This window comes from Dehalococcoidia bacterium (assembly GCA_040902535.1).
GTDB lineage: Bacteria > Chloroflexota > Dehalococcoidia > DSTF01 > JACRBR01 > JBBDXD01.
In genome coordinates, this window is the sequence record JBBDXD010000014.1 from 105,277 (window position 1) to 126,556 (window position 21,280).

A 21,280-nucleotide genomic window follows, 5' to 3' on the forward strand; every position below is an offset into this window, starting at 1 on the left:
GGGCGGTGAACGCCGAGTATCAGACGGCACAGTGCCGCCGCGGCCGTATTCCGGCCAGATCCGCAGGTGTTATCCTCGAACCATGGCACGCTCAGCCCGGATCGCACTGCTGCAGCTTCCGGCGTTCTCCATCGAGGACGCGGCGTCTTCGCTGGAGCACACGCTGCGCCGGATCGACGACGCCGCGCGCGAGAAGCCTGACCTGATTGCGCTGCCGGAGGTCACGTACCCGGCGTACTTCATCGGCGAAGGTGCGGCGCCGGGCGTGATCTCCCCTGGGGACGCGATGGCGCAGTTCGCCGCGAAGGCGCGCCAGCACGGGGTATACATCGCGGCGGGCATGGCGCTCGACGCCGACGGGGGCGGGCTCGCAAACGGCGCTGCGCTGTTCGGCCGCGACGGCACGCTGGCGGGCAGATACGACAAGTCGTTCCTCTGGCACTTCGATACGCGCTGGTTCGCCGGCGGCGCGGCGTATCCGGTGTTCGAGACGGACTTCGGGCGCGTGGGGATGCTGGTGTGCGCCGACGGTCGGCTGCCGGAGATCGCGCGATCCCTGGCGCTCAACGGCGCGCAGATCATCCTCGATTTGACGGCATGGGTGAGCAGCGGCCGCAGCGTCGACGAGTTGACGACGGTGCAGCGCGAATACATGATGCCCGTCCGGGCCGTGGAAAACGGCGTCTGGGTCGCGGCCGCGAGCAAGTTCGGCATCGAAGCGGAGAGCATCGTCTACTGCGGGCGTTCGTGCTTTATTGATCCGCGCGGGCGCATCGTCGCCGAACTGGGGTCGCACGAGGATGCAGCGCTCTGCTACGACGTCCCGCTGCACGACGCTGTCCCGCCGATCACGCGACGGCCGGAGCTGTACGAGGTTTTGGGTCACCCGACGGAATCGCTGCCGGTCATGCGGACGCTCGACGAGGCGACCGTCGTTCCCGAGCAGGAGCGCCGCATCGCGGTCGTGCAGGTGACGATGCCGCCGACGGGCGATGAGTTCCTGCGGTTGGCGCGGCGGCACGTCGAACGGCAGCGGCTGCAGGACGCGGATATCGTGCTCTTCCCGGCGACCCCGAGCCGCGTGCGCGCGGCATATCCGCACGACGCTGTGCTCGACGGCGTGCTGCGCATCGCAGCCGACACGGGCGTCATGGTGGCGTTCACCGTCTCCGAGGACGATGCCGGAAGCGGTAAACGCGCGATGTACCTTGTTTCGCCGCGAGGCGTGCTCGCGAAGCAACACCAGACGCACAAGCCACCCGGGGCGCGCTTCGAGACGATGCCGCTGGGCAATGACGTCTGCGCCGTCGTCAACACGCCGGTCGGGCGCGTCGGCATGATGATCGCCGCGGACGGATACGTGCCGGAAGTGGCGCGCTCGCTGATGCTGCGCGGCGCCGAGATCATTCTCTGGGCGGCGGACGACCCTATTCTGCCGATGGCGCCCGTGGCGCGGTGCCGCGCCGACGAGAACCGCGCGTACGTCGTGTGTTCGGGCGCGCCGACGGCGACGGCGGCATCGATGATCGTCGATCCGGCGGGGCGGCCGCTGGCGGAGGCGCTGGAGGGCGCGGAGCTGGCGGTGTCCGCGACGGTGAATCGTGCGCTCTCGCATCTGAAGGCGATGGCGCCCGGAACGGACGTCGTGAGGAACCGGCGGCCGGCATCGTACGCGGCGCTGACGCAAGCCGGAGCGCTCGCAAGCCCGTGATATAATCGCGCGTTCATTCGCCATGAGGGTCGACACGATTTCCGAACAAGCCATCGCTCGCGCAGCCATCAACCCGGGCGAGCACGCAGGAACACTGCGTGCGCGCGTCGGCGGTTATGTCGTCGACATGGTGATCTTCGCGGCGATCGCGATGCTCGTGATCGTCGCCGCGGGCGCCATGATCCTGCTCCGGACGGATGGCGCCGTCGACGATCCGACGGATGCGGAGTACTACTCGTTCTTTACGATCATCGCGCTGGGGACGCCGCTGGTCTGGTCGCTGCTGAACCTGGCGCTGCTGGTGACGCGCGGGCAGACGGGCGGCCAGTACGTCGCGGGGCTGCGGACGCGGAGCGCGGACGGTGAGGCGCTGCGGCCGGTGACGGCACTGGCATGGTGGTTCTGCTTCAACCCGTTGCTGTTTAGCTGGCCGATGGCACTCGTGGCAGGGATACCGCTGGCGGCGCTGCTGTTCCTTGTCCTGAACGTGTTCGCTCTGTTCGTGCTGACGCTGGTCGTGCTGGTCTGCGTGGCAGCGCCGATCGTGGCGTTCGTTTCGGCACTGCTAGATGCGGACGATCGGGCGCTCCACGATCGCGTGGCGGGGACGGTCGTGCTGCCTGTGAGCGACCGTTGACCTACGCACCCGCCCGCGTGGCGCCGATGCACGCTGACGAGACGGCGACTCACCGCAACGTCACGAAGTGGATCGTGGCGCTGGCGCTGTTCTTCGCGCTGTTCGCGTTTCTTGCTGCGATCCAGATCTTTCAGGTCACCTCCCGGGAGACCTCCGAACGCACGCTGCGCCGCTCGCTCGCCGTCGTCTCCGAGATCGATGTGCTGCTCGACCGGAACTACGAGGACCTGCAGCAACGCGCCGAATCTGCCGGCCCGAACGAGACGCTCGAACTGCGTGACTTCCCGGTGAGCGTGCCCCTGACATCGGAAGAAGTGCGCACGCAGCCGCGCGAGACGATCCGTCAGACGCTCCTCGAACGCGGCGCCGGGACCCTGTACGACGATGGCACGGGCGCGATGCGGGACGAGTCATCGTCGGGTGATGTGGCGGTCTTCAGCCTTGGCGGCAGCGTCGACCGGTCCCTGAACCTGCTGCGAGACGATATCCACCTGGCGGCGGGGGTGCTCATGGCCGTGCTGGGCGTTATCTCTCTGCTGCTCGCAGCATTGCTGATCGCGGCGACGCGCGGATTCGGCCGGGTGGTCGCTGCCGGCGCCGTCCTGCTGGCGTCGTCGACGGCGTTGCTGTTGCTGGCGCTCCTCATGTGGGTGAGCGCCGAGACGGACGACAGTGACGATTACGTGCGCTCGGAGTTCCTTGATATTGCCCGCGAGATAAGTTGGCTGGCGGTCCGCAACGGCTTCATCCTGGTGGCGATAGCGTCGATCATCACTCTGACGGCCGCCGTGGCGGCGCGCGTCACGGACCGCATGCGCGACCGCCCGACGGGGGCGTAAGCTTACGATACGACCCGGTGACCGGCGGGTGATCGCCACCCGACGAGCACGCCCCGAACCACGGTGAGCCCGCCTTGCTCGCTTAGCGACCGAAGGGGCGCCGATCGACGCCATCATGGACTTGCGGGCCATCGATCACCGGCGGGAGGCAGCATGAGCACGAACGCGCTCACGAAGAACGTCGAGTTTTGGCACTGGTATCCGGAGATCCTCGTGCGCGACCTGACGCCCGAGCAGTTGCGATGGCAACCGGAACATCACGACAGCACGATCACCTTCGCGCTCTGGCATGCGTACCGCGCGGGCGACGAACTGGTGCACGGCATGGTGATGCAGCGACCGAGCGTCTTCGCCTCGCAGGGATGGGCAGCGCGACTGCCGGTCGACAAGACGGGGATGACGCCGTTCGGCAACGGGCTTTCCCGCGAACAGATCGCGGACATCGACTTGCCGATCGACGATGTCTGCGCCTACGCGCAGGCGGTCGGCGCGGACATCGTGTCGTACATGCAGTCGGTCTCCGATGAAGATGCCGCGGCGGAAGTCTCTCTACCGTTCTTCACCGAGGTGTATCCCGGCTACGACCGCATGTCGCGCATCGAGACGATCGGCGCGTTCGCGATCGGCCACACGTGCGAGCATCTTGGCGAAGTGCAGTTCATACGCGGGCTGCTGGGACTCAAGGGTGCACCCCTGTGACCGACGTCGCAGCGAGCGACGTCGCGCGCGTACGCGCGGCGCTGAGTAGCGGTTGCCTGTTGCATCCGGCCGAGGGCGCCGCGAATACCGTCGACCTCGCGCAGGCGATGGCGTCGCTGGCGGGCGCCCCGATGGGCACGCCGGGGCCGAAGGCGCGGTTCGTGATGGACCTCGTGGGGCGCGCCGATCACTACGTCTTCGTGCTGGTCGATGGCCTCGGCATGAATCTCGTCGAAGCGCTGCCGAGCGATGCGTTTCTGCGCGCGCGGCTCGTGGTGGAACTTCGGGCGGTGTTCCCGTCGTCGACGGCGCCGGCGCTGACGTCGATCGCGACGGCGCGCTGGCCGGCGGAGCACGCCGTGACCGGCTGGTGGACGTACCTCCCGGATGCCGGCGTGACGGCGACGATCCTGCCGTATATCGAACGCTTCGGACAGAAGCCGCTCGACCAAAGAGCAGTGCCGAGGTCGTACGCGTTTCCAGTCGGGGCTCGCGCACCCGGATTCACGCACGCCTTCATGATGTTCACGCCGAAGTCGATCGCCGGGAGCGTCTACTCACGTTACTCGGCCGGCGACGCTCCGTTCTCTGGCTTCGGCCGTCTCCGTCAGGGCGTGGAGGCGATCGTCGAGCGGATCGCGAGCGCGACGGGGCCCACCTACAGTTACCTTTACGTCTCCGACGTCGATACCGCCGAGCACGTGTACGGACCACGCTCGTCGCAGGTCGCGCGATCGCTGGACGATGTGCAGACGCAGATCGCTGAACTGGCACGCAGGCTCGATGGCCGCGGGCGGGTCGTCGTGACGGCGGACCACGGACAACTTCTCGTCGACGCCTCGATGACGTTGCATCGAGACGATCCGCTGGTGGGGTTACTGAGCGTGCCGCCGACCGGCGACGGCCGGGCGCCGCTGTTTCACGTCGCAGAGGGCCAGGGCGACGCGTTCACGCGGGCGTTCCGCGAGCGTTTCGGCAAAGACTTCGCGCTGCTGCAGGTCGACGAGGCGGCGGCCATGGGCCTGTTCGGACCGACGGCGCTTTCGGCCGAAACGCATCGCCGGCTGGGAGACTTCGTGGGCATCGCGACCGGCGGCGCCGCCTTGCTGTACGAGCCCGCGCCTGAACTCGCGACGATGCCAGGGCACCACGGCGGGCTGTCTCCGGACGAAATGCGCATCCCGCTGATTAGTGCGTAAGCCTGATTATGACGAGCACGTAGCGGCTTACGATGCTTTCGCAATGCACGACGGGTAGCTTCGGGCAACGTCGCGGGTAGACTTTCGCATGGCTCAGGTCACCCGCGCATGATCGAAGAACAGCGGCGTCCGCACGCCGGCGCACCTCAGCCGGGCATTAGTGCCGGTGAGCGATGGCAACTGTCGATGGGCGCGACCGTCGTGGCGGGCGGCGTGGAGTTCCGCGTCTGGGCGCCGGCGGCTTCTCAGATCGACGTGGTGCTGGACGGTGCGGACGTGGCGCTTTCGCGGGATGCGGACGATGTCTGGTCGGGCTTCGTCGGCGGCATCGGCGCTGGCGGGCGCTATCGCTACCGCGTCGATGGCGGCGGCGCGTTCTCCGACCCGCACTCCCGCAGCCAGCCCGAAGGCCCTCACGGCCCGTCCGAGGTCATAGATCCGCGCGCGTACACCTGGCATGACGGCGGCTGGAAGGGGCTGCGCGCGTCCGGGCTCGTCATCTACGAGTGCCACGTCGGCAGCTACAGCGAGGCCGGCACGTTCGATGCGCTCGCCGGCGATCTCGACAACCTTCGCGACCTGGGCATCACGGCGATCGAGATCATGCCGATCGCGGACTTTCCGGGGACGCGCAACTGGGGCTATGACGGCGTCAACCTCTTCGCGCCATCGCGCAACTACGGCGGACCCGACGCACTGCGCCGCTTCGTCGACGAGGCACACAAGCGCGGCATCGGCGTCATCCTCGATGTCGTGTACAACCACTTCGGGCCGGACGGGAACTACCTGCTGCAGTACTCACCCGACTACCTCACGGACCGGCACAAGACGCCCTGGGGCGATGCGATCAATTTCGACGGCACGCATAGCGATCGCGTGCGACGGTACATCATCGATAACGCGAACTACTGGATCAGCGAGTTCCACCTCGACGGGCTGCGGCTCGACGCGACGTTCGCAATCATCGATGACTCGCCGCGGCATATCCTTGCAGACCTGACGGACTCCGTGCGGGCCAACCTGCCGCCGGGGCGGGGCGTCGTGCTGATCGCCGAGACGTACGAGAACGACCCGCGCTACGTGCGGCCGACGAGCGAAGGCGGGTTGGGCTTCGACGCGGTGTGGGCCGATGACTTTCATCACGTCGTACACACGGCGGCGAGCGCCGAGCAGGTCGGCTACTACGCGGACTACGACGGCACGATGGACGAGCTGGCGCGCACGATCAATCGCGGGTGGCTGTTCGAAGGGCAGGTCTCGCGGCACCTCAAGGAGCACCGGGGCGCGCCATCGGATGCCGTGCAGGCGACGAACCTCGTCTATTTCATCCAGAACCACGACCAGGTGGGCAACCGGGCGTTCGGGCGTCGCTTCGCGCACCTGGTGGGGGCTGCGGTGCAGAAGCCGTGGTCGGCGTTGCACGTGCTGCTGCCCTACACGCCGATGCTGTTCATGGGGCAGGAGTTCGTGACCTCCTCGCGGTTCTACTACTTCACGGACCACAACGAGGAGCTGGGGCGCGAGATCACCGAGGGGCGGCGCCGCGAATTCGCGTCGTTCTCCGGGTTCGAGGCGGCGGCGCTCCCCGATCCGCAGGACGACCACACATTCCTCGATTCCAAGCTCAACCTGGAAGAGCGCGAGCAGGGTGTCGGCGCGGAGCGCTTTGCGCTCAATCGCGAGCTGATCGCACTGCGGAAGAAGGACCGGGTGCTGCGGCGCCAGGACCGGCGCAACATGCGCGCGGTGGCGGCCTCGGACAGCATGCTGCTGGTACACATGTGGCACGGGCGCGAGCACCGGCTGATCGTCGCGAACTTCGGCGTGGCTGTCGATGCGCCGCCGTCGGCCGCGGGCGTACCCGAGGGGCTCGCGAACCTCGATTGGCGCGTCGTAGTCTCCACCGAGGAGCGACGTTTCGGCGGCATCGATGACCAGGCGCGCTTCGATGAGCACATGGTCGCCCTGCCGCCCCAGGCGGTGCTGTGGCTGGCGGCCACGTCGCCGTCGGCGGCGGTGCGGGCGTTTCGGTTCGCCAGGAGTGCGGTGCGGGCGGTCCGATCGCGCGTCTCGGGAGGATAAATTGGCCCCGCTGATGCCGCGGCCGGCGACCGCTAGTCGATGTTCGCCTTCCAGCCCAGCCAGACGATCGCGGCCACGGCGACGATAATCGCCGCCCCGGGGAAGAGCATCGCCTCGCCGAAGGCGGACCACCGTTCGCCGGTGGTGGCATCTTCGAGGCGGACGTAGCGCCACGCGGCGTAGCCGGCGGCGCCGATCGCGCCGAGTCCGACCGCGATGGCGATCAGGATCGCCTCGTTTCGTAAAGTCGAGCGGCGGTCGTCCATCGAGCGGCAATCTAGCATCTGGAATCGCCCCGCACCCATTGACAGCAAGAGAGTTCTCTCACAGAGTAAGCGCGTTACACGGTCTGCAAGGAGGTAGAAGATGGCAACGATGGCTGCGGCGCCCCCGGACGCCTATCCGATCCGCGTAGAGGTGCCCTATCCCGAGAGCCTGTCGCGAGGGCTGATCTTCGTGAAGTGGCTGCTGGCGATCCCGCACTTGATCATCCTGTACTTTCTGCAGATCGCGTGGAGCATCGTCACGCTGATTGCCGTCTTCGCGATCCTGTTCACGGAGAAGTACCCGGAGGGGCTCTTCAAGTTCGCCGTCGGCTACCGGCGATGGCAACTGAACGCGGTGGCGTACGTGTTGTTGCTCCGCGATGAGTATCCGCCCTTCTCGCTCGACGCGGGGCAATACCCGGCAGTGCTGGAGGTCGACTATCCGGAACGACTGAACCGTTTCCTGCCCTTCATCAAGTGGCTGCTCGTGCTGCCCAACCTCCTCGTGGCCGCGGTCGTTATGGTCGTTGCGCTGATCCTGACGATCGTCGCCTGGTTCGCGATCCTGTTCACCGGGAAGTATCCGCAGGGCATGTTTGACTTCGTGGTGGGAGCGCTGCGCTGGTCCGAGCGCGCGAGCGAGTACGCGTACCTGTTCACCGACAGATATCCGCCGTTCAGTTTGAAATAGCACGGCAGGCAGGGAGAGTACGACATGAGCGTCGACGCTGACGCGATCCAGCCGCGCTATCCCGTCCAGATGACGATGGAGTACCCCGAGCGGGTCTCGCGGTTGTCGACGGCGTTCCGGATCCTCCTTGTGATACCGGTGCTGATCTTCCTGGCGCTGGTCGGCGGTGGCACGCTCGACGCGGGCTCGTGGGGTGAGGACGGGGCTCGTATGGGCGGCACGTATGCCGGCGGCATCGCGGGCGGGATCGTGCTCGCGATCTGGGCGACGATCCTCGTGCGCGGCAACATTCCTCACTGGCTGTTCGACTTCCAGGTCGGGCTCAACAGGTTTACGTTTCGCGCCTATTCGTACGTCGCGCTACTCACAGACAAGTATCCCGCGTTCGAGGGCGACTGGGCGCTCAACTACGACGTCGTGTACCCGGACCGACTGTCACGATGGAAGCTCCTGTTCTGGAAGCTGATCACGTCGATCCCGCACTTCATCGTGCTGTTGTTCCTGGTGATTGCGGCGGTCGTGGTCGTGATCATCGGCTGGTTCGCGATCCTGTTCACCGGCGCGTTCCCGCGGGGTCTGCACGCGTTCGTCGTGGGCGTGTTGCGCTGGGGCGCGCGCGTCGAGGCGTACTTCCAGTCGCTCACGGATGAGTTTCCCCCGTACTCGCTGGAGGAGGACGCAGGTCCGGGCAGCGACGGGAGCATGATCGCGTCGGCGATCATCGGTGGGCTGATCATGTTGGCCGGGATCGCTGGAGCAGTGGCGCTGGCGGTGTTCCTGTTCATTTATCTCAACGACAGCAAAACGTCGGATGTCGACCTGCAAGACGCGCTGGCCGGCTCAGTCGCGGCGGAGCAGGCGCGTATCGAGCTAGACGGTGAGGAGTTCACGCTGATGGTCGTCGCCGATCCCGCGGACGTCGAGAATCTGCGCGCAAGCGAGGGCAAGCGGCTGGTCGAAGCGGTCGTGAGCTATCTGCCGGATGGCGATCGGCTCGATGACGAGTTCACGTTCGGGCCGGTCGACGACGACGATATCGAGCGGGACACGCTGCGGCTCAAGACCGACGACGGCACCGAGGACCCCGTGCTGCTCACCTTCGACGGCGTGGTGGCGCCGCTCGACCTCGATTCAACCATTGAAGGGGATTTGCGGGCGGTATTCGAGATCGACGAGGATGCCATCATCGAGGAGCTGCGCGCGTACACGGGCGAAGGTGAGCGGCACGTCGCCTGGGAGTTCGACTGAGACTGTCAAGATCGCCGGCGTCGCGCTACGATGAAGGGTGCCACCCGACCAGCGTACGCTTGACCACCTCTCGCTCTCGCGCGACGAGTACGACCGCATCGTCGACCTGCTCGACCGCGAGCCGAACGAGGTCGAACTGGGCATGTTCGGCGCGCTCTGGTCGGAGCATTGCGGCTACAAGAACAGCCGGCCGCTGCTCAAGAACTTCCCGTCGGAAGGCCGTCATGTCCTGACGAAGGCCGGCGAGGAGAACGCCGGCGTCGTCGACATCGGCGACGGGTGGTGCATCGCTTTCAAGATCGAGTCGCACAACCACCCGTCCGCGATCGAGCCGTACGAGGGCGCGGCGACGGGCGTCGGCGGCATCGTGCGGGACATCTTCGCGATGGGCGCGCGGCCGATCGCGATCCTCGACTCGCTGCGCTTCGGGCCGCCGCAGCCGGACGCGCAGACGCCGCCGGACGTGGCAGCGCGCAACCGGCACCTCTTTCACGGCGTCGTCGCCGGTATCGCTGGGTACGGCAACTGCCTGGGCATCCCGACGGTGGGCGGCGAAGTGAGCTTCGCGCCGTCGTACTCCGGCAATCCGCTCGTCAACGCCATGTGCATCGGCGTAGCGCGGACGGACGTCCTGGTGAACGCGCGCGCGGACGGCCCCGGCAACCTGCTGATGCTCGTCGGCGCGGACACCGGCCGCGACGGCATCCACGGCGCGACGTTCGCGAGCGTCGAGCTGGACGAGACGTCGGAGGAGCGGCGGCCGGCGGTGCAGGTGGGCAACCCGTTCCTCGAAAAGCTGCTGATGGAGGCATGCCTGGAACTGACCGAGGAGCACCGCGACTGGATCGTGGGCTTGCAGGATTTCGGCGCCGCCGGTCTGACCAGCTCAGCGGTGGAGTGCGCGGCCAAGGCCGGCACCGGCATCATCATCGACGTGGCGAAGGCGCCGCGACGCGAAGCCGGCATGTCGGCGTACGAAGTGATGCTGAGCGAGTCGCAAGAGCGCATGCTGGTCATCGTCAAGCCGCGCCACGAAGCCGACGTGCGCGCGCTGTTCGAGCGCTGGGAGTTGCACGTCGAGACGATCGGCGTCGTGACGGACGACGGCATGGTGCGCATCCGCGACGGCGACGAAGAGGTCGTGCGCGTGCCGGCGAAGCAGCTCACCGACGCGCCGACGTACGTCCGGGAAGGCGTCAAGCCGCGCTGGCTCGACGAATTGCAGAACTACGACCTGTCGCAGCTACCCGACGTCTCGGACGGCGCGCACAACGGCTCCGAACGGGCGCTTCGCACGAGCGACGTGCTGCTGGAGCTGCTCGCGTCGCCGGAGATCGCGTCGAAGCGCATGGTGTGGCGGCAGTACGACCACCAGGTGGGCACGAACACGCTCATCGGCCCCGGCAGCGACGCTGCGGTGCTGCGGATCAAGGGCACCAGGAAGGCGATCGCCGTCGCGACGGACGGCAACGCCGCGTACACGTACCTCGATCCGTACGCGGGCGGCGCGATCGCTGTCGCGGAGGCGGCGCGCAACGTCGCCTGCACGGGCGCCCGGCCGCTGGCGATGACGAACTGCCTGAACTTCGGCAATCCGGAGAAGCCGGAGGTCTACTACCAGCTCAGCGAGGCGATCCGCGGCATGGCCGACGCCGCGCGGGCGCTCGAACTGCCCGTGATCAGTGGCAACGTGAGCCTGTACAACGAGACGAACGGCGAGGCGATCTGGCCGACGCCGGTCGTAGGGGTAGTCGGGTTGCTCGAAGACGCCGATCGTGCGGTGCCGATGGGGTTTCGGGATGCAGGCGACAGCGTCCTTGTCGCAGGCCCGGCGCCGACACGCGAAGGGTTCGCCGGGTCGGAATATCTCCGAACGAAGCAAGGCGTCGTCGCCGGGAGGCCGTCGTTCGACATCGATGCGGAGTTGCGAGTCCAGCGGTTCCTGCTCGACGCCGCCGAGGCGGGGCTCCTGCGCTCCGCGCACGACGTGTCGACCGGCGGGTTGGGCGTCGCGATCGCCGAGTGCGCGATTCATGGGGCGCTGGGCGTGACGTCGCACCGGCGGTTCGACGCCGTCGCGTTGTTCAGCGAGTCGCAGTCGCGGGTCGTGGTGTCATGCGCAGCCGGTGATCGGGCGGCGCTCGGGGCGGTCGCGGCACGTCATGGCGTGCCGCTCGAGGAGATCGGGGTCGTTGGCGGCGATCGCGTCGTGCTCGGCGATATCGACGTTTCGGTCGATGAACTGCGGGATGCGTACGAGTCGGGATTGCCGAAGGCGATGGCGGGCGTGACGGCGAACGTCTAGGCCACTTCCGCCACGAGCAGGGCGCCTTCGACCGCGGCGGTGACGTCTGATGCGAGGTAGACCATAGCGCGTTTCACGTCGAGCGGCTGCGGGGGTTTGTGCTCTTTCAGCGCCGGGCCGATGGCATCGGCGGACGCGCGCGAGGTGACGAGCGCGTTGGCGCGCAGGCCGGCGTCGGCGAGCGTGCGCGCCCACGCGAGCAGTTCTCGCGACGCGGCAACGTCTTCACCATCGATGATGACGATGATGGCGGGGTCGGAGCGCAGCCCTGCGAGCGCTGCCGGTGGCATCGGCGCGCGGGCGTGGTAGACGAGGATGCTGATCGGTCCGAGATCTGTGCTCGCATCGGCGATGGCTTCTCGAAACGTCGTCTCGCCGCCGTCCGTCGTGAGCACGATGCTCTTGCGGCCGATCGCCCAGAACTCGTTCGCGGTGCTGTTGGCGGCGAACTCGGCGGCGGTGTCTTCGCTCAGTGTGACGAGCGCGACATTCGCGCCGGCTTCGGCGAGCGCGACGGCGGCGTTGCGTCCGGCGGGACGCTCGACGCCGAAGACGAGCGCGGCGCGGTGCGCCAGTTCGTCGGGCATCAGACGCGTACCGCCGTCATCCAGATGTGGTTGCAGAAGAAGCGGTTGAGCGGCGGATACATGCTGAGCGGCCGCAGGAAGCGGATGAAGTCGAGCACGCGCAGTTCGATGTTGAGCCGGCGCGAATCGAAGTAGCCGCCCTTCGACGGCGGCTCCCAGAACTGCGTCGAGCGCACGCGGAAGCCGTGATGCTCGACGTTCATCGCGAGGGCGGGCGCTGACTGCTCGTTGATGTGCATCTCGCGCTCGAACGTGTCGTGCGGGAACTCGCGGCCGGTGGGGAGCATCGTCTCGTTGAACAGTCCGTCGCCGAAGCGGAGCAGGCGGCTCAGGCGGAGCGCGGCCTGGTTCACGCGGCGGCTGTAGTGCGGGTAGACCTTCTCTTCGAAGGTCTTGTTCGGCGATGTGTGCATGACGAGGAGACCGCCGGGGCGGATCGTGCGGTGCAGTTCATCGAACGCGGCGGCAAGCTCGTGCGGGTACAGGTGCTCGACGACGTCCATCATGAAGACGACGTCGAAGAACGCATCATCGAAGCGGAGCGCTTTCACGTCCATCTGGTCGACGTGCATGCGACCGCTCGCCGGGTCGTCGATCTCGGCGAGCGCCTGCGCCGCGATATCAACGGCGGCCTGCGCGTAGTCGATGCCCCACGCTTCGGCGCCGCGCAGGGCTGACTGGATCACCAACTCGCCGCGCCCGCATCCGACATCGAGGACGCGCTTGCCACGCAGATCGCCGGCGAGGGTGAGCGCCTTGATGAAGCGCGGACCGACCTTGCGGCCTTTGCTGACGACGAAGTCCTCGTAGCCGTGGCAGTTCGTCAGGTAGTAGTCGCCGGTGTAGACGTCGGGCTCGACGCGGGGCGGAGTCGCGCGCGTGTCACGCAAGACGCAGCGCCTCCCGCGACGTCCGCAGCGTGCGCTCCCCCAGGCCGTCATCGGCGAGCAGCGCGTCGAGGTAGGCGGCGTCGTAGCCGTGTTCTAGCAGGTGCTGCGCGACGCCGCCGACGCGCTCGGGCCGCGCGAGCAGCGCGTTGGCGACGAGTTGCCATTCGAGCGGCGCGACGGGCACGTGCTGGTCTTCGAAGTGCAGGACGCGCACCTTATCGCTCCACGTCGACCAGTGCTCAGTCAGCGCGATGTGACCATCGTCCTTAGCGATGATCAGGTCGCCCATCACCTCCACCTTGACGCCGTAGACCTCGAAGATGCCGAAGTCGCTGGTGTACGGGCCGGAGGAGCTGTGGGCCACGGGCCGGAGCGTCGGGGCGATGTCGCAGAGGGCGCCTTCCATGATGTACGCCCCTTCGCTCGTCGTCGCGAGGTCGATGTCGGGCGGGCTGTAGCCTTCGAGACCCTGCAGGACGCTGGCCGTGCTCCCGATGAGCGCCCACGGCTGCTGCGCCTTGAACATCGCAGGCACGACGGCGCGCAACACGGCGAGCGTAGCGGTACGCACTTCGTCGGAAAGGCCCGAACCGGGGCGGCACTCTTCGTGTACAGGTGCTGTCATGCGGCAATTCTAGCGGACGGATCCGCGTGGCTCGGACGCATCATGTCACTCCGTCAGCCCCACACCGGACGCAGATCATCTGCGATGCGGCGGCCCTGCGCGCGCCCCGTCTCGGCGACGGCGACGCGCTTCGACGGATCCATGAGGCTGGGGCCGGCGGCTTCCTTCGTGGCGTCATCGAACATGACGACGAGCACCTTCGCGCCGGCGGCTTCGAGTTCGCCCTTCTCACGCGCGATGTCGCGCGCTGCGAGCCCGTTGATGCCGCGATCGGTCGCGCCCATCGTGGCGATGATGAGGACGACGTCCGGTTCGATGCGCTGCGCGAGGTCCGCCGACGTACCGGAGCGGACGCCGCCATCGGTGTAGCGGCGGTTGTTGATGGTGACCGGCGGAAAGAGCGCCGGCACCGAGCATGACGACGCGACCGCGTGCTGGATCGACACGCCGTGCGCCTTCTCCCACGCGGCAAGCTCTCCGCTCGCGCAATCGACGGCGGTGATCAGCATGGGCTTGGCGGGCCAGCCGGGGAAGTCGTGCTCGGCGAAGGACTGCAGCCAGCGCTCCTCGTCGACGGTCTTCGCGTCGAGTGCCATACGGCCGATCTTCGCGGCGTGCGCGGGCGTCATGCGCTCGACGGATGCCCAGAGCTGAAACGTCGCGGCGGCGTGCGCGGGGTCGCTGCTGGTCGCCGCGCTGAGCGGCCGCTCGCGTTCCCGCGTCAGCTCGGTGAGCTGTTCACGCGGATCGTGGCCGTGCGCCAGGTGCGTCCCGACGACGGAGCCCGCAGACGTGCCGACGATCAGGTCGGCTTCGCGCACATCGAGGCCGGCGTCTAGCAGGCCGGCGGCGATGGCCGTCTCCCAGGCGATGCCGACGTTGCCGCCGCCGCCGAGCACGAGCGCTCGCTTCATCCGATCCTCCTCCCGTCGCATGCCTAGACGCCGGCGCATGATAGACGCGGCGAGCGCGGAGGAGCCACTAGCGGCGTGTGCGGGGAGCGCGGCTGCGCTTCGGCGCGGGCGCCTCGAAGTGGGGCGCCGCATCGAGCACGATCTGGCTGCACACGGCGTGATCGAGCAGCCGCGACGCGAGGCGCGGGCCAAGCTCGTCGAGCGTGAGCGCCGTCGTTACGACGGTCGGCATGCGGCGCGTGTATCGATAGTTCAGCACCGAGAACAGGCGGTCCTTGCCCCACGACGTGAGATCGTCGAGCACGAGCAACGGCGCGTCACGCATCTGGCGGAAGGCGAGGTTGCGTTCGCTCGATTCGTCGCCGGCCTGCGTCTCGCGCAGGTACTCGACGAGTTCGGCGACGTCGACGAAGCAGACCGCGTCGCCGCGCGCGCGGCGGTAGTTGGCGATCGCCGCCGCGAGATGCGTCTTGCCCGTGCCATGCGAGCCCATGAACAGCAGCCACCCCGCCGGCGCCTCGCTGAAGGTCAGCGCCTGCCGGTAGGCGTTCTCGAGCCGCTTGCGATCTTCCATCGCCAGGTGGACGCCGCGAAACTCGAAGCTCTCGAACGTCATGTCGCGCATCTGCGGCCGGTCGACAACGTCGAGGGCGCTGATGGCGGTGGATCGCAGCGACTCCAGCGTGTACACGCGCGCCACGCTGGCATCGGTGAGGCGCGTGCGCAGGCGTTCGTCGAGCTGCTCCGGCGCGAGGTTCGTCGTGACGACCATCGGCAGGTGCGCGTTGAAGCGATGATTGATGAGTTGAAACAGTTTTTCCTGCGCCCACGGCGTCGGCGCCTGCGTGCCGAGGTCGTCCAGCACGAGCACCGGCGCGTTGCGAACGCGCTCGAACAGGTCGTCGTAGCCGACGTCGGCGCCGGGCTGGTACGCCGAGCGCAGATGGTCGAGCAGGTCGGGGACGACGACGAACAGCGCGCCCTCGCCTCGCTCGAGCAGCCGATTGACGATCGCCGCCGCGATGTGCGTCTTGCCGCAGCCGCTGGCGCCGGACAGCACGATCCAGCCGGCGGGCGACTCGGCGAACGAGCGTGCGTCTTCGACGCAGCGCGCGTATTGCTCCTGGTCGCGTGCGCCGGGGTTGCGGCCGCGGCCGATCAGGTTGCGAAACGTGAGCCTCGACAGCGGCCCGATGTTCGAGTAGCGGAGCAGCCTGTCGGCGCGGTCCGATACGCTTTCCTCGCGCGAGCAGCGGCACGGCACCGCCTGCCCGAACTCAGGATGGCCGAGCGGGACGTTGACGCGCACGAACCTCGCGCCCGCGCAGTGCGGGCACGCGCCGTCGTCAGGGGTTGAGACGCTGCTTGAGGATGCGGCCGTACTTGCCGGAGAAGTAGCGGTCACTTTCGGGAGCATCTCTTCCAGTTTTCGCATAGTCGGGTCCTTCGACTGCCCAGCGTTCGAGGATGCGGGATACGTATCGCCACGAGCGCGCGTTCTGCGCCGCGGCCTCCCGGAACGCGGCTTCCAGCCATTCGTGGGGATACCGACGTTCCGCTTCGGCCAATTCGTCGGCGACCAGCGGCGAGATGCCGCCGATCAGCGATTCGTACAGCGCGAACACGCTCGACCGCGGCATCGATGCCGGTGGCGGCTGCACGACCGGACCGAGCGCGACGGCGCCACTGCGGATCGCCTCCATGCCGCGCCGGTCGGCGGGCGCGTTGAGGAAGAACAGCGCGACGTCGCTGCCGTCGACCGTGACGCTCAACGTGAGCAGCGCGCCGAGTTCGACGGCGCGCGTCAGCCCGCGCTCGACCGCATCGTCGCCGGCCTGCGCGGTGAGCAAGAACGACGCCACGCCGGGCTCGGCACGGAAGTCGGCCGTCGTGAGGTAGCGCGGATATCCCTTTCTGCGCGCGAGCAGGTTGAAGGCGTACAGCACGACGCCCATCGAAACGGCGTCGTCGGCGAGGCGAGGCAGAACGTCGCTCAAGAAGACGTTCGGGATCGCCGTGGACTGCGGGCGGGCCGGGAAGCCGGCGAAGGTCACGCCGACTCCTCTTCGACCACCATCAAGTCTTCGAAGCGCGAGAGATGGCTACGGAACCGCAGGTGTACGACGCCGGTCGGGCCGTTGCGGTGCTTCGCGACGATCAGCTTGGTGATGCCTTCCGGATACGGCTGGTCGAAGTTGCGCATCTCCCAGTCTTCGCGCGTGACGTACACGTCCTCGCGGTAAATAAACATGACGATATCGGCGTCCTGCTCGATGCTTCCCGACTCGCGCAGGTCACTCAGCATGGGGATGTGCGGCTGCCGCATCTCAGGCGCGCGCGAAAGCTGCGCGGCGGCGAGGATCGGCACGTCGAGCTCACGCGCGAGCATCTTGAGGCCGCGCGAGATCTCGCTCACTTCCTGCACGCGGTTATCGCGGTTGCGGCTGCCGCCGTGCATGAGCTGCAGGTAGTCGATGACTACGAGGTCGAGGTCGCCGAGCTGTTGTTTAAGGCGGCGCAGCTTCGTATGCAACTGTGGCACCGTGACGACCGACGAATCGTCGATGTAGATGTCGAGGGCGGAGAGTTCGCCGGTGGCCTGCATGGCGCGCCGCTCGTCGACGTCATTCATCTGCCCGAGGCGGAGGCGGGACGCGTCGATATTCGACTCTGCGGCGAGAAGCCGCTGCGCGAGCTGCTCGCCCGACATCTCGATGGTGAAGATGGCGACGCGCGCGTTTTGTGCGACGGCGGCGTTGCGCGCGAAGTTGAGCAGCAGCGCCGACTTCCCGACGCTGGGGCGGGCGGCGACGACCATCAGGTCAGAGCGGTGGAAGCCGCCGAGCAGCGTGTCGAGGTCCATGAAGCCCGAACGCACAGAGCCGATCGTGCCGGCGAACGGCGAATCGATGCCCGGCGTCTCCCAGAACGCATCGAGCAACTCCCGCAGCGGCACGAGGTCACTCATGCGCTGCGCCTGGCGCAGTTGCATCGTCAGGTTTTCGGCGCGGGAGATCGCGCCATCGAGGTCGGGGCCGCCCTGGTACGCCATCTGGACGATCTGCGAGCCGACGGTGATCATCGTACGGTACGTTGCGTCGCGCTTGACGATGCCGGCGTAGTGCTCGACGCCGACGGGCGTACCAAGCTCGCCGATGATGCGCGCGAGGAAGGGCAGGCCGCCCGCCTCATCGAGCTTGTCGCGCCGCGACAACTCGTGCGCCAGCGTCACCTGGTTGATCGACTCGCTGCGCTCCCAGAGCGCGAGGCACGCTTCGTAGGCCCAGCGGTTCTGGTCGCGATAGAAGTCCTCGACGTGGACGATCCCCTCGACGCGGCCGATCGCCTCCTCATCGACGAGGATCGAGGCGATCACCGCCTCCTCCGCTTCGACATCGAAGGGTGGAAGTTTATCTGCGGTAACCACGGCTAACCCTCGGAGTCCGGGTGCTTGGCGAGCAGCGCCGACGCGGACTGGCCCATCAACAGGCGTCCGAGTGTGCGGTGCCCGAGCGTGGGGAGGTGGCGCTTCCAGGCGTTCCGGACGTCGCCGGCCGTCTGCGCGTCCTTCAGCGACTTCTCTGCTTCACGGATCGCGAGTTCGTAGTCGACGGCGACGGGCATCGTGGCTGCCTCCATGCGTACTGATCACACCGATGCTCAGAGCGCGCGAGGCAGATGGCTGTGAGCCCGCAGGGCGGGCATCGGGAAGCCTACTCGTCCTCGACGCCTTCGACCGCATCCTCGGCGGCCGCATCGTCCGCGGCCTCATTCGTGGCCGCCGCTTCTTCTTCGTCAGCCGTCGCGTCGTCCTCGATGGTCATGTCGTCCGGCGCGGCGGCGCGAGCGCTCTCAGGCCGCTGCCGGGCGCGGATGTCCGCGGCCGTCGTCCCGTCTTCGCCGACGACGCTGACGCCCACGGTCGCGGTGACGTTCCTGGTGAACTTCACGACGACCGGGTAGTCGCCGAGTTCCTTGATCGGCTCCTGGAGCAGCACGTTCTGGCGCTCGAACTCGGCGCCGATCACTTCGGCGACGCGGGAGGCGATATCCGCCGTGCCGACGGAACCGAAGAGCTTGCCGCTGGCGCCGGCCTTGGCGCGGAACTCGAAGGCCGTGCCGTCGAGCTTGTCGGCGACGCCGCGGGCATCGTTGTCGCGCGCTTCCTGCAGGCGCGATTCGCGCACGGCGCGTGCTTCGGCGGACTTGATCAGCGACGGTGTCGCGGGGGCGGCGAGACGGCGCGGCAGGAGGTAGTTGCGGGCGAACCCGGGCTTCACGTCCTTGATGTCGCCGATCTTCGCGGTGCCCTGCACGTCTTCGAGGAATACGACCTTCACGGGATTCTCCTGACAAAGAGACGCCGTCCTGACGTGCCCGCGGGTGTGGTGGCTGAGGAGCGGGCAGGTAAGGACGCCGTCAGTGGTGATACTACGCCGACTGTGACGCCGGACAAGTTATAACAGGTCAACCGTATTCCCGAAATCATCCCACTGTCCGTGGTGTTGGCGCTTCGATAGGTGGGAAACGCCGTTCGGTCGATGGTAGAACGTATGTGCGGACGCTGTCAAGCGACGGTCGTCGGTGAGTCTGTCAGTATCTCAGTCGGCCAGTGGGGTCGTAGGTCAGCGATCGAGGTGGAGGCACTGCAGATCGAGTGACTCGCAGTCAGCCGCGGACAGATCCGCTTCGTGGACGATGGGCAGTGGGATTTCCACGTCGTCCTTTGTGACTTCGTGTTGCACACTGGTCGCGGTGAAGCTCGCCGGTGAACCGCCGAAGGAATACGATTGTTGTAGTGGTTCGCCATTCGATCCAACACAGAACTCGACTCCATCCGCCAGATCATCCCCTGCCAACTCGTAGCAGCGGGCTTCGAGTCTGGCGATGGAGCGATCGCCAACGGAAGAGACTTCGGCGGCGCCAGGAAGCCCGAATTCATCGATCAGAAGCACAATCGGCGCCAAGGGCGCGAAGACGAGTGTCCATGCTTGATCGTCCTCCACGAGGCAAACCTGTTCTCCTGAGTCCAGGGTTCGTACGCCACACGCGATGCCGTCTGCCTGCTCGCGCAGATCCATCGTCGCATAGACACGCAAATCGACGATCTCCGAAAACCGCATTTCGATTCGCATGAGCGGGCCAGCCTTGTTGATTGCCAGGTCTACCCGCTGAGGGCGGCCGTCGCCATCCGGCATTTCGGCGTCGTAGGTTGCGGCGAAGGAAGCGTCGAGAGAGATCCGCCAGAGCTCATCGATTTGGTCGGCGGTGAGCACGGCGCTATCCGACTGATCATCGCCACAAGAGATCGTCAATATGCCCGCCAAGAGCAGCACAACGGATAGCGTCCACGCGATTCTCTTGCTAATCATGGCAAGAGGATACGCCAGATGATCAATCCAGCCAGCGCCCCGTAGCACCGCGCAGGTAGACGTCGGTGCTGAAGAGCGAACGGCGCGTGAGCTTCGTGCGGGCGATGGCGCGCGTGCGACGCCCGGCGGAGGTGCGCGGCGTCTCTGTAGGGGCGAGTGTTCGCTGTGGGCCGTCAGCGATTCCGTACGCTGGCGGCGCCGGGCGCGCCGACGGCCTTGTGAACGCGCCCGCGTGTGAGCGAGCGACGGTTTCATCGCCGTCCGGCTCTGCCGCTTCGCGCTTCGCGCGGGATGCGTCAGCGTCGGACTGCTGAGCCTGCTGGCCGCGTTGTGCGGCGGCCGCGCTTTCGGCAGTCGCCGCTTCGCTCGCTGATCCGCTATTCGATGCGCGCGGCTCCTTTTCGCCGTAGGTGTTGATCACGTCCACGAACGCATCGACGAGGCCGGGCTCGTAGAGCTGGCCGGCGCCGTCACGGATCGCTTGCAGCGCCTGCTGCGCCGTCATCGGGTGCTCCTGCGGGCGTTGCGATCGCAGCGTGATGAAGTCATCGGCGATGGCGACGATCCGCGCTTCGACGCAGATGTCGTTGCCACTGACCGCGTGGGGATAGCCGGAGCCGTCCCACCGTTCGTGGTGCTGGCCGATCGCGAGCGTCGCCTCGTGCGAGAGGCCGCTGGCGGCGAGCGCGGCGATGCTGTGCGCCGGGTGGGTGTGCATCTGCTGCTCCCATTGGCCGTCCATGAGGTTGCGCGGCTCTTCGAGCACCGACTGCTTGAGCATCATGAACCCGACGTTCATCAGCGCGGCGGCGGTGGCAACGGTGATCAGCCGCGAACGGGGCATGCCTGTGGCGCGCCCGAGCAAAACGGCGGCTTCGGCCGTCTTGGTCGGGTGGACGTAGTGGCCGCCGGGCAGCGGCGCGAAGCCGGCGAAGTCAGCATCGTTGCCGGCGATCGGAAACAGGCAGTCGACGAGGCGCGCCAGGCTATGCTCGAGTTCGACCAGACCTTCGGGGCCGATCGGACGCTGCGCCGTCTGGAAAATCACCATGACGGCGTTCAGCGACTGCATGGCGTGCGCCTCTGCATTGGGATTGAAGACCGGCGTCAGGTGCCCGTCGCCCACGATTGTTCGTCTACCTCCTCCTAGATCATCGGTATGGCGAGGGACGATTCAACCTGAACAATGCGCGGCCTGCGGACGCCGCATGGGTG

General features: G+C 67.3%; 21 protein-coding genes. 9 read left to right on the plus strand and 12 right to left on the minus strand.

What is annotated here, in order from left to right; translation table 11 throughout:
- Positions 1 to 82: 82 nt before the first annotated feature.
- The 6 genes from WEB52_06865 (at position 83) to treZ (ending at position 7,167) form a co-directional block, all read left to right on the plus strand.
- The gene (locus tag WEB52_06865) at positions 83 to 1,711 is read left to right on the plus strand and encodes a carbon-nitrogen hydrolase family protein (GenBank protein ID MEX2226152.1); all 1,629 of its coding nucleotides are present in this window, start codon (positions 83 to 85) and stop codon (positions 1,709 to 1,711) included.
- A gap of 22 nt (positions 1,712 to 1,733) precedes the next feature.
- The gene (locus tag WEB52_06870) at positions 1,734 to 2,348 is read left to right on the plus strand and encodes an RDD family protein (protein ID MEX2226153.1); all 615 of its coding nucleotides are present in this window, start codon (positions 1,734 to 1,736) and stop codon (positions 2,346 to 2,348) included.
- Positions 2,345 to 3,187, plus strand: coding sequence for a hypothetical protein (locus WEB52_06875; GenBank protein MEX2226154.1), 843 nt, complete (start codon positions 2,345 to 2,347; stop codon positions 3,185 to 3,187). The genes WEB52_06870 and WEB52_06875 overlap by 4 nt, the downstream gene beginning before the upstream one ends.
- Before the next feature lie 153 nt (positions 3,188 to 3,340).
- Positions 3,341 to 3,886, plus strand: coding sequence for a DinB family protein (locus tag WEB52_06880; protein ID MEX2226155.1), 546 nt, complete (start codon positions 3,341 to 3,343; stop codon positions 3,884 to 3,886).
- Complete coding sequence (locus WEB52_06885; protein MEX2226156.1) at positions 3,883 to 5,085, plus strand: alkaline phosphatase family protein; 1,203 nt, start codon at positions 3,883 to 3,885, stop codon at positions 5,083 to 5,085. The genes WEB52_06880 and WEB52_06885 overlap by 4 nt, the downstream gene beginning before the upstream one ends.
- Before the next feature lie 108 nt (positions 5,086 to 5,193).
- Positions 5,194 to 7,167, plus strand: coding sequence for a malto-oligosyltrehalose trehalohydrolase (treZ, locus tag WEB52_06890; protein MEX2226157.1), 1,974 nt, complete (start codon positions 5,194 to 5,196; stop codon positions 7,165 to 7,167).
- Positions 7,168 to 7,199: 32 nt separating this feature from the next.
- Here treZ and WEB52_06895 read toward each other — a convergent pair whose 3' ends face one another.
- Positions 7,200 to 7,433: a hypothetical protein gene (locus WEB52_06895; GenBank protein MEX2226158.1), complete on the minus strand. Its 234-nt coding sequence runs from the start codon at positions 7,431 to 7,433 to the stop codon at positions 7,200 to 7,202.
- 100 nt (positions 7,434 to 7,533) lie between these two features.
- On the opposite strand from WEB52_06895, the gene WEB52_06900 reads away from it, so the two are divergent.
- Genes WEB52_06900 through purL form a run of 3 tightly spaced genes read left to right on the plus strand, consistent with a single transcriptional unit; the run spans position 7,534 to position 11,677 of the window.
- Positions 7,534 to 8,124, plus strand: coding sequence for a DUF4389 domain-containing protein (locus WEB52_06900; protein MEX2226159.1), 591 nt, complete (start codon positions 7,534 to 7,536; stop codon positions 8,122 to 8,124).
- A 24-nt stretch (positions 8,125 to 8,148) separates the two neighbouring features.
- Complete coding sequence (locus tag WEB52_06905) at positions 8,149 to 9,372, plus strand: DUF4389 domain-containing protein (protein ID MEX2226160.1); 1,224 nt, start codon at positions 8,149 to 8,151, stop codon at positions 9,370 to 9,372.
- Between the two features lie 37 nt (positions 9,373 to 9,409).
- Positions 9,410 to 11,677 (plus strand): phosphoribosylformylglycinamidine synthase subunit PurL, encoded by a 2,268-nt coding sequence (gene purL, locus WEB52_06910; GenBank protein ID MEX2226161.1) that lies wholly within the window; start codon positions 9,410 to 9,412, stop codon positions 11,675 to 11,677.
- On the opposite strand, the gene WEB52_06915 is transcribed toward purL, so the two are convergent.
- The 11 genes from WEB52_06915 to WEB52_06965 form a co-directional block, all read right to left on the minus strand.
- On the minus strand, positions 11,674 to 12,264 hold the full coding sequence (locus tag WEB52_06915; GenBank protein MEX2226162.1) for a hypothetical protein: 591 nt from the start codon (positions 12,262 to 12,264) through the stop codon (positions 11,674 to 11,676). The genes purL and WEB52_06915 overlap by 4 nt on opposite strands.
- Positions 12,264 to 13,154: a class I SAM-dependent methyltransferase gene (locus tag WEB52_06920; protein ID MEX2226163.1), complete on the minus strand. Its 891-nt coding sequence runs from the start codon at positions 13,152 to 13,154 to the stop codon at positions 12,264 to 12,266. The genes WEB52_06915 and WEB52_06920 overlap by 1 nt, the downstream gene beginning before the upstream one ends.
- The gene (locus WEB52_06925) at positions 13,147 to 13,779 is read right to left on the minus strand and encodes a hypothetical protein (GenBank protein ID MEX2226164.1); all 633 of its coding nucleotides are present in this window, start codon (positions 13,777 to 13,779) and stop codon (positions 13,147 to 13,149) included. Before WEB52_06925 ends, WEB52_06920 begins: the two co-directional genes overlap by 8 nt.
- Before the next feature lie 53 nt (positions 13,780 to 13,832).
- Positions 13,833 to 14,693, minus strand: a complete 861-nt coding sequence (locus WEB52_06930) for a patatin-like phospholipase family protein (protein MEX2226165.1) — start codon at positions 14,691 to 14,693, stop codon at positions 13,833 to 13,835.
- A 67-nt stretch (positions 14,694 to 14,760) separates the two neighbouring features.
- Complete coding sequence (locus WEB52_06935) at positions 14,761 to 16,002, minus strand: ATP-binding protein (GenBank protein MEX2226166.1); 1,242 nt, start codon at positions 16,000 to 16,002, stop codon at positions 14,761 to 14,763.
- Between the two features lie 37 nt (positions 16,003 to 16,039).
- Entirely contained in the window at positions 16,040 to 16,747 is a 708-nt protein-coding gene (locus WEB52_06940) for a DnaD domain protein (GenBank protein MEX2226167.1), read from the minus strand.
- Positions 16,744 to 18,120, minus strand: a complete 1,377-nt coding sequence (gene dnaB, locus WEB52_06945) for a replicative DNA helicase (GenBank protein MEX2226168.1) — start codon at positions 18,118 to 18,120, stop codon at positions 16,744 to 16,746. The genes WEB52_06940 and dnaB overlap by 4 nt, the downstream gene beginning before the upstream one ends.
- Before the next feature lie 2 nt (positions 18,121 to 18,122).
- Complete coding sequence (locus WEB52_06950) at positions 18,123 to 18,332, minus strand: hypothetical protein (protein ID MEX2226169.1); 210 nt, start codon at positions 18,330 to 18,332, stop codon at positions 18,123 to 18,125.
- A gap of 74 nt (positions 18,333 to 18,406) precedes the next feature.
- Positions 18,407 to 19,033, minus strand: a complete 627-nt coding sequence (rplI, locus tag WEB52_06955; protein ID MEX2226170.1) for a 50S ribosomal protein L9 — start codon at positions 19,031 to 19,033, stop codon at positions 18,407 to 18,409.
- 285 nt (positions 19,034 to 19,318) lie between these two features.
- The gene (locus WEB52_06960; GenBank protein ID MEX2226171.1) at positions 19,319 to 20,065 is read right to left on the minus strand and encodes a hypothetical protein; all 747 of its coding nucleotides are present in this window, start codon (positions 20,063 to 20,065) and stop codon (positions 19,319 to 19,321) included.
- Positions 20,066 to 20,087: 22 nt separating this feature from the next.
- On the minus strand, positions 20,088 to 21,191 hold the full coding sequence (locus WEB52_06965; GenBank protein MEX2226172.1) for an HD domain-containing phosphohydrolase: 1,104 nt from the start codon (positions 21,189 to 21,191) through the stop codon (positions 20,088 to 20,090).
- Positions 21,192 to 21,280 lie beyond the last annotated feature (89 nt).

Bases quoted from the DNA above. Each gene is read 5' to 3' on its own strand.
- WEB52_06865 (MEX2226152.1), top strand. From the start codon at position 83: ATGGCACGCTCAGCCCGGATCGCACTGCTGCAGCTTCCGGCGTTCTCC.
- WEB52_06870 (MEX2226153.1), top strand. From the start codon at position 1,734: ATGAGGGTCGACACGATTTCCGAACAAGCCATCGCTCGCGCAGCCATC.
- WEB52_06880 (MEX2226155.1), top strand. From the start codon at position 3,341: ATGAGCACGAACGCGCTCACGAAGAACGTCGAGTTTTGGCACTGGTAT.
- treZ (MEX2226157.1), top strand. From the start codon at position 5,194: ATGATCGAAGAACAGCGGCGTCCGCACGCCGGCGCACCTCAGCCGGGC.
- WEB52_06895 (MEX2226158.1), bottom strand. From the start codon at position 7,433: ATGGACGACCGCCGCTCGACTTTACGAAACGAGGCGATCCTGATCGCC.
- WEB52_06900 (MEX2226159.1), top strand. From the start codon at position 7,534: ATGGCAACGATGGCTGCGGCGCCCCCGGACGCCTATCCGATCCGCGTA.
- WEB52_06905 (MEX2226160.1), top strand. From the start codon at position 8,149: ATGAGCGTCGACGCTGACGCGATCCAGCCGCGCTATCCCGTCCAGATG.
- WEB52_06915 (MEX2226162.1), bottom strand. From the start codon at position 12,264: ATGCCCGACGAACTGGCGCACCGCGCCGCGCTCGTCTTCGGCGTCGAG.
- WEB52_06925 (MEX2226164.1), bottom strand. From the start codon at position 13,779: ATGACAGCACCTGTACACGAAGAGTGCCGCCCCGGTTCGGGCCTTTCC.
- WEB52_06930 (MEX2226165.1), bottom strand. From the start codon at position 14,693: ATGAAGCGAGCGCTCGTGCTCGGCGGCGGCGGCAACGTCGGCATCGCC.
- WEB52_06950 (MEX2226169.1), bottom strand. From the start codon at position 18,332: ATGGAGGCAGCCACGATGCCCGTCGCCGTCGACTACGAACTCGCGATC.
- WEB52_06960 (MEX2226171.1), bottom strand. From the start codon at position 20,065: ATGATTAGCAAGAGAATCGCGTGGACGCTATCCGTTGTGCTGCTCTTG.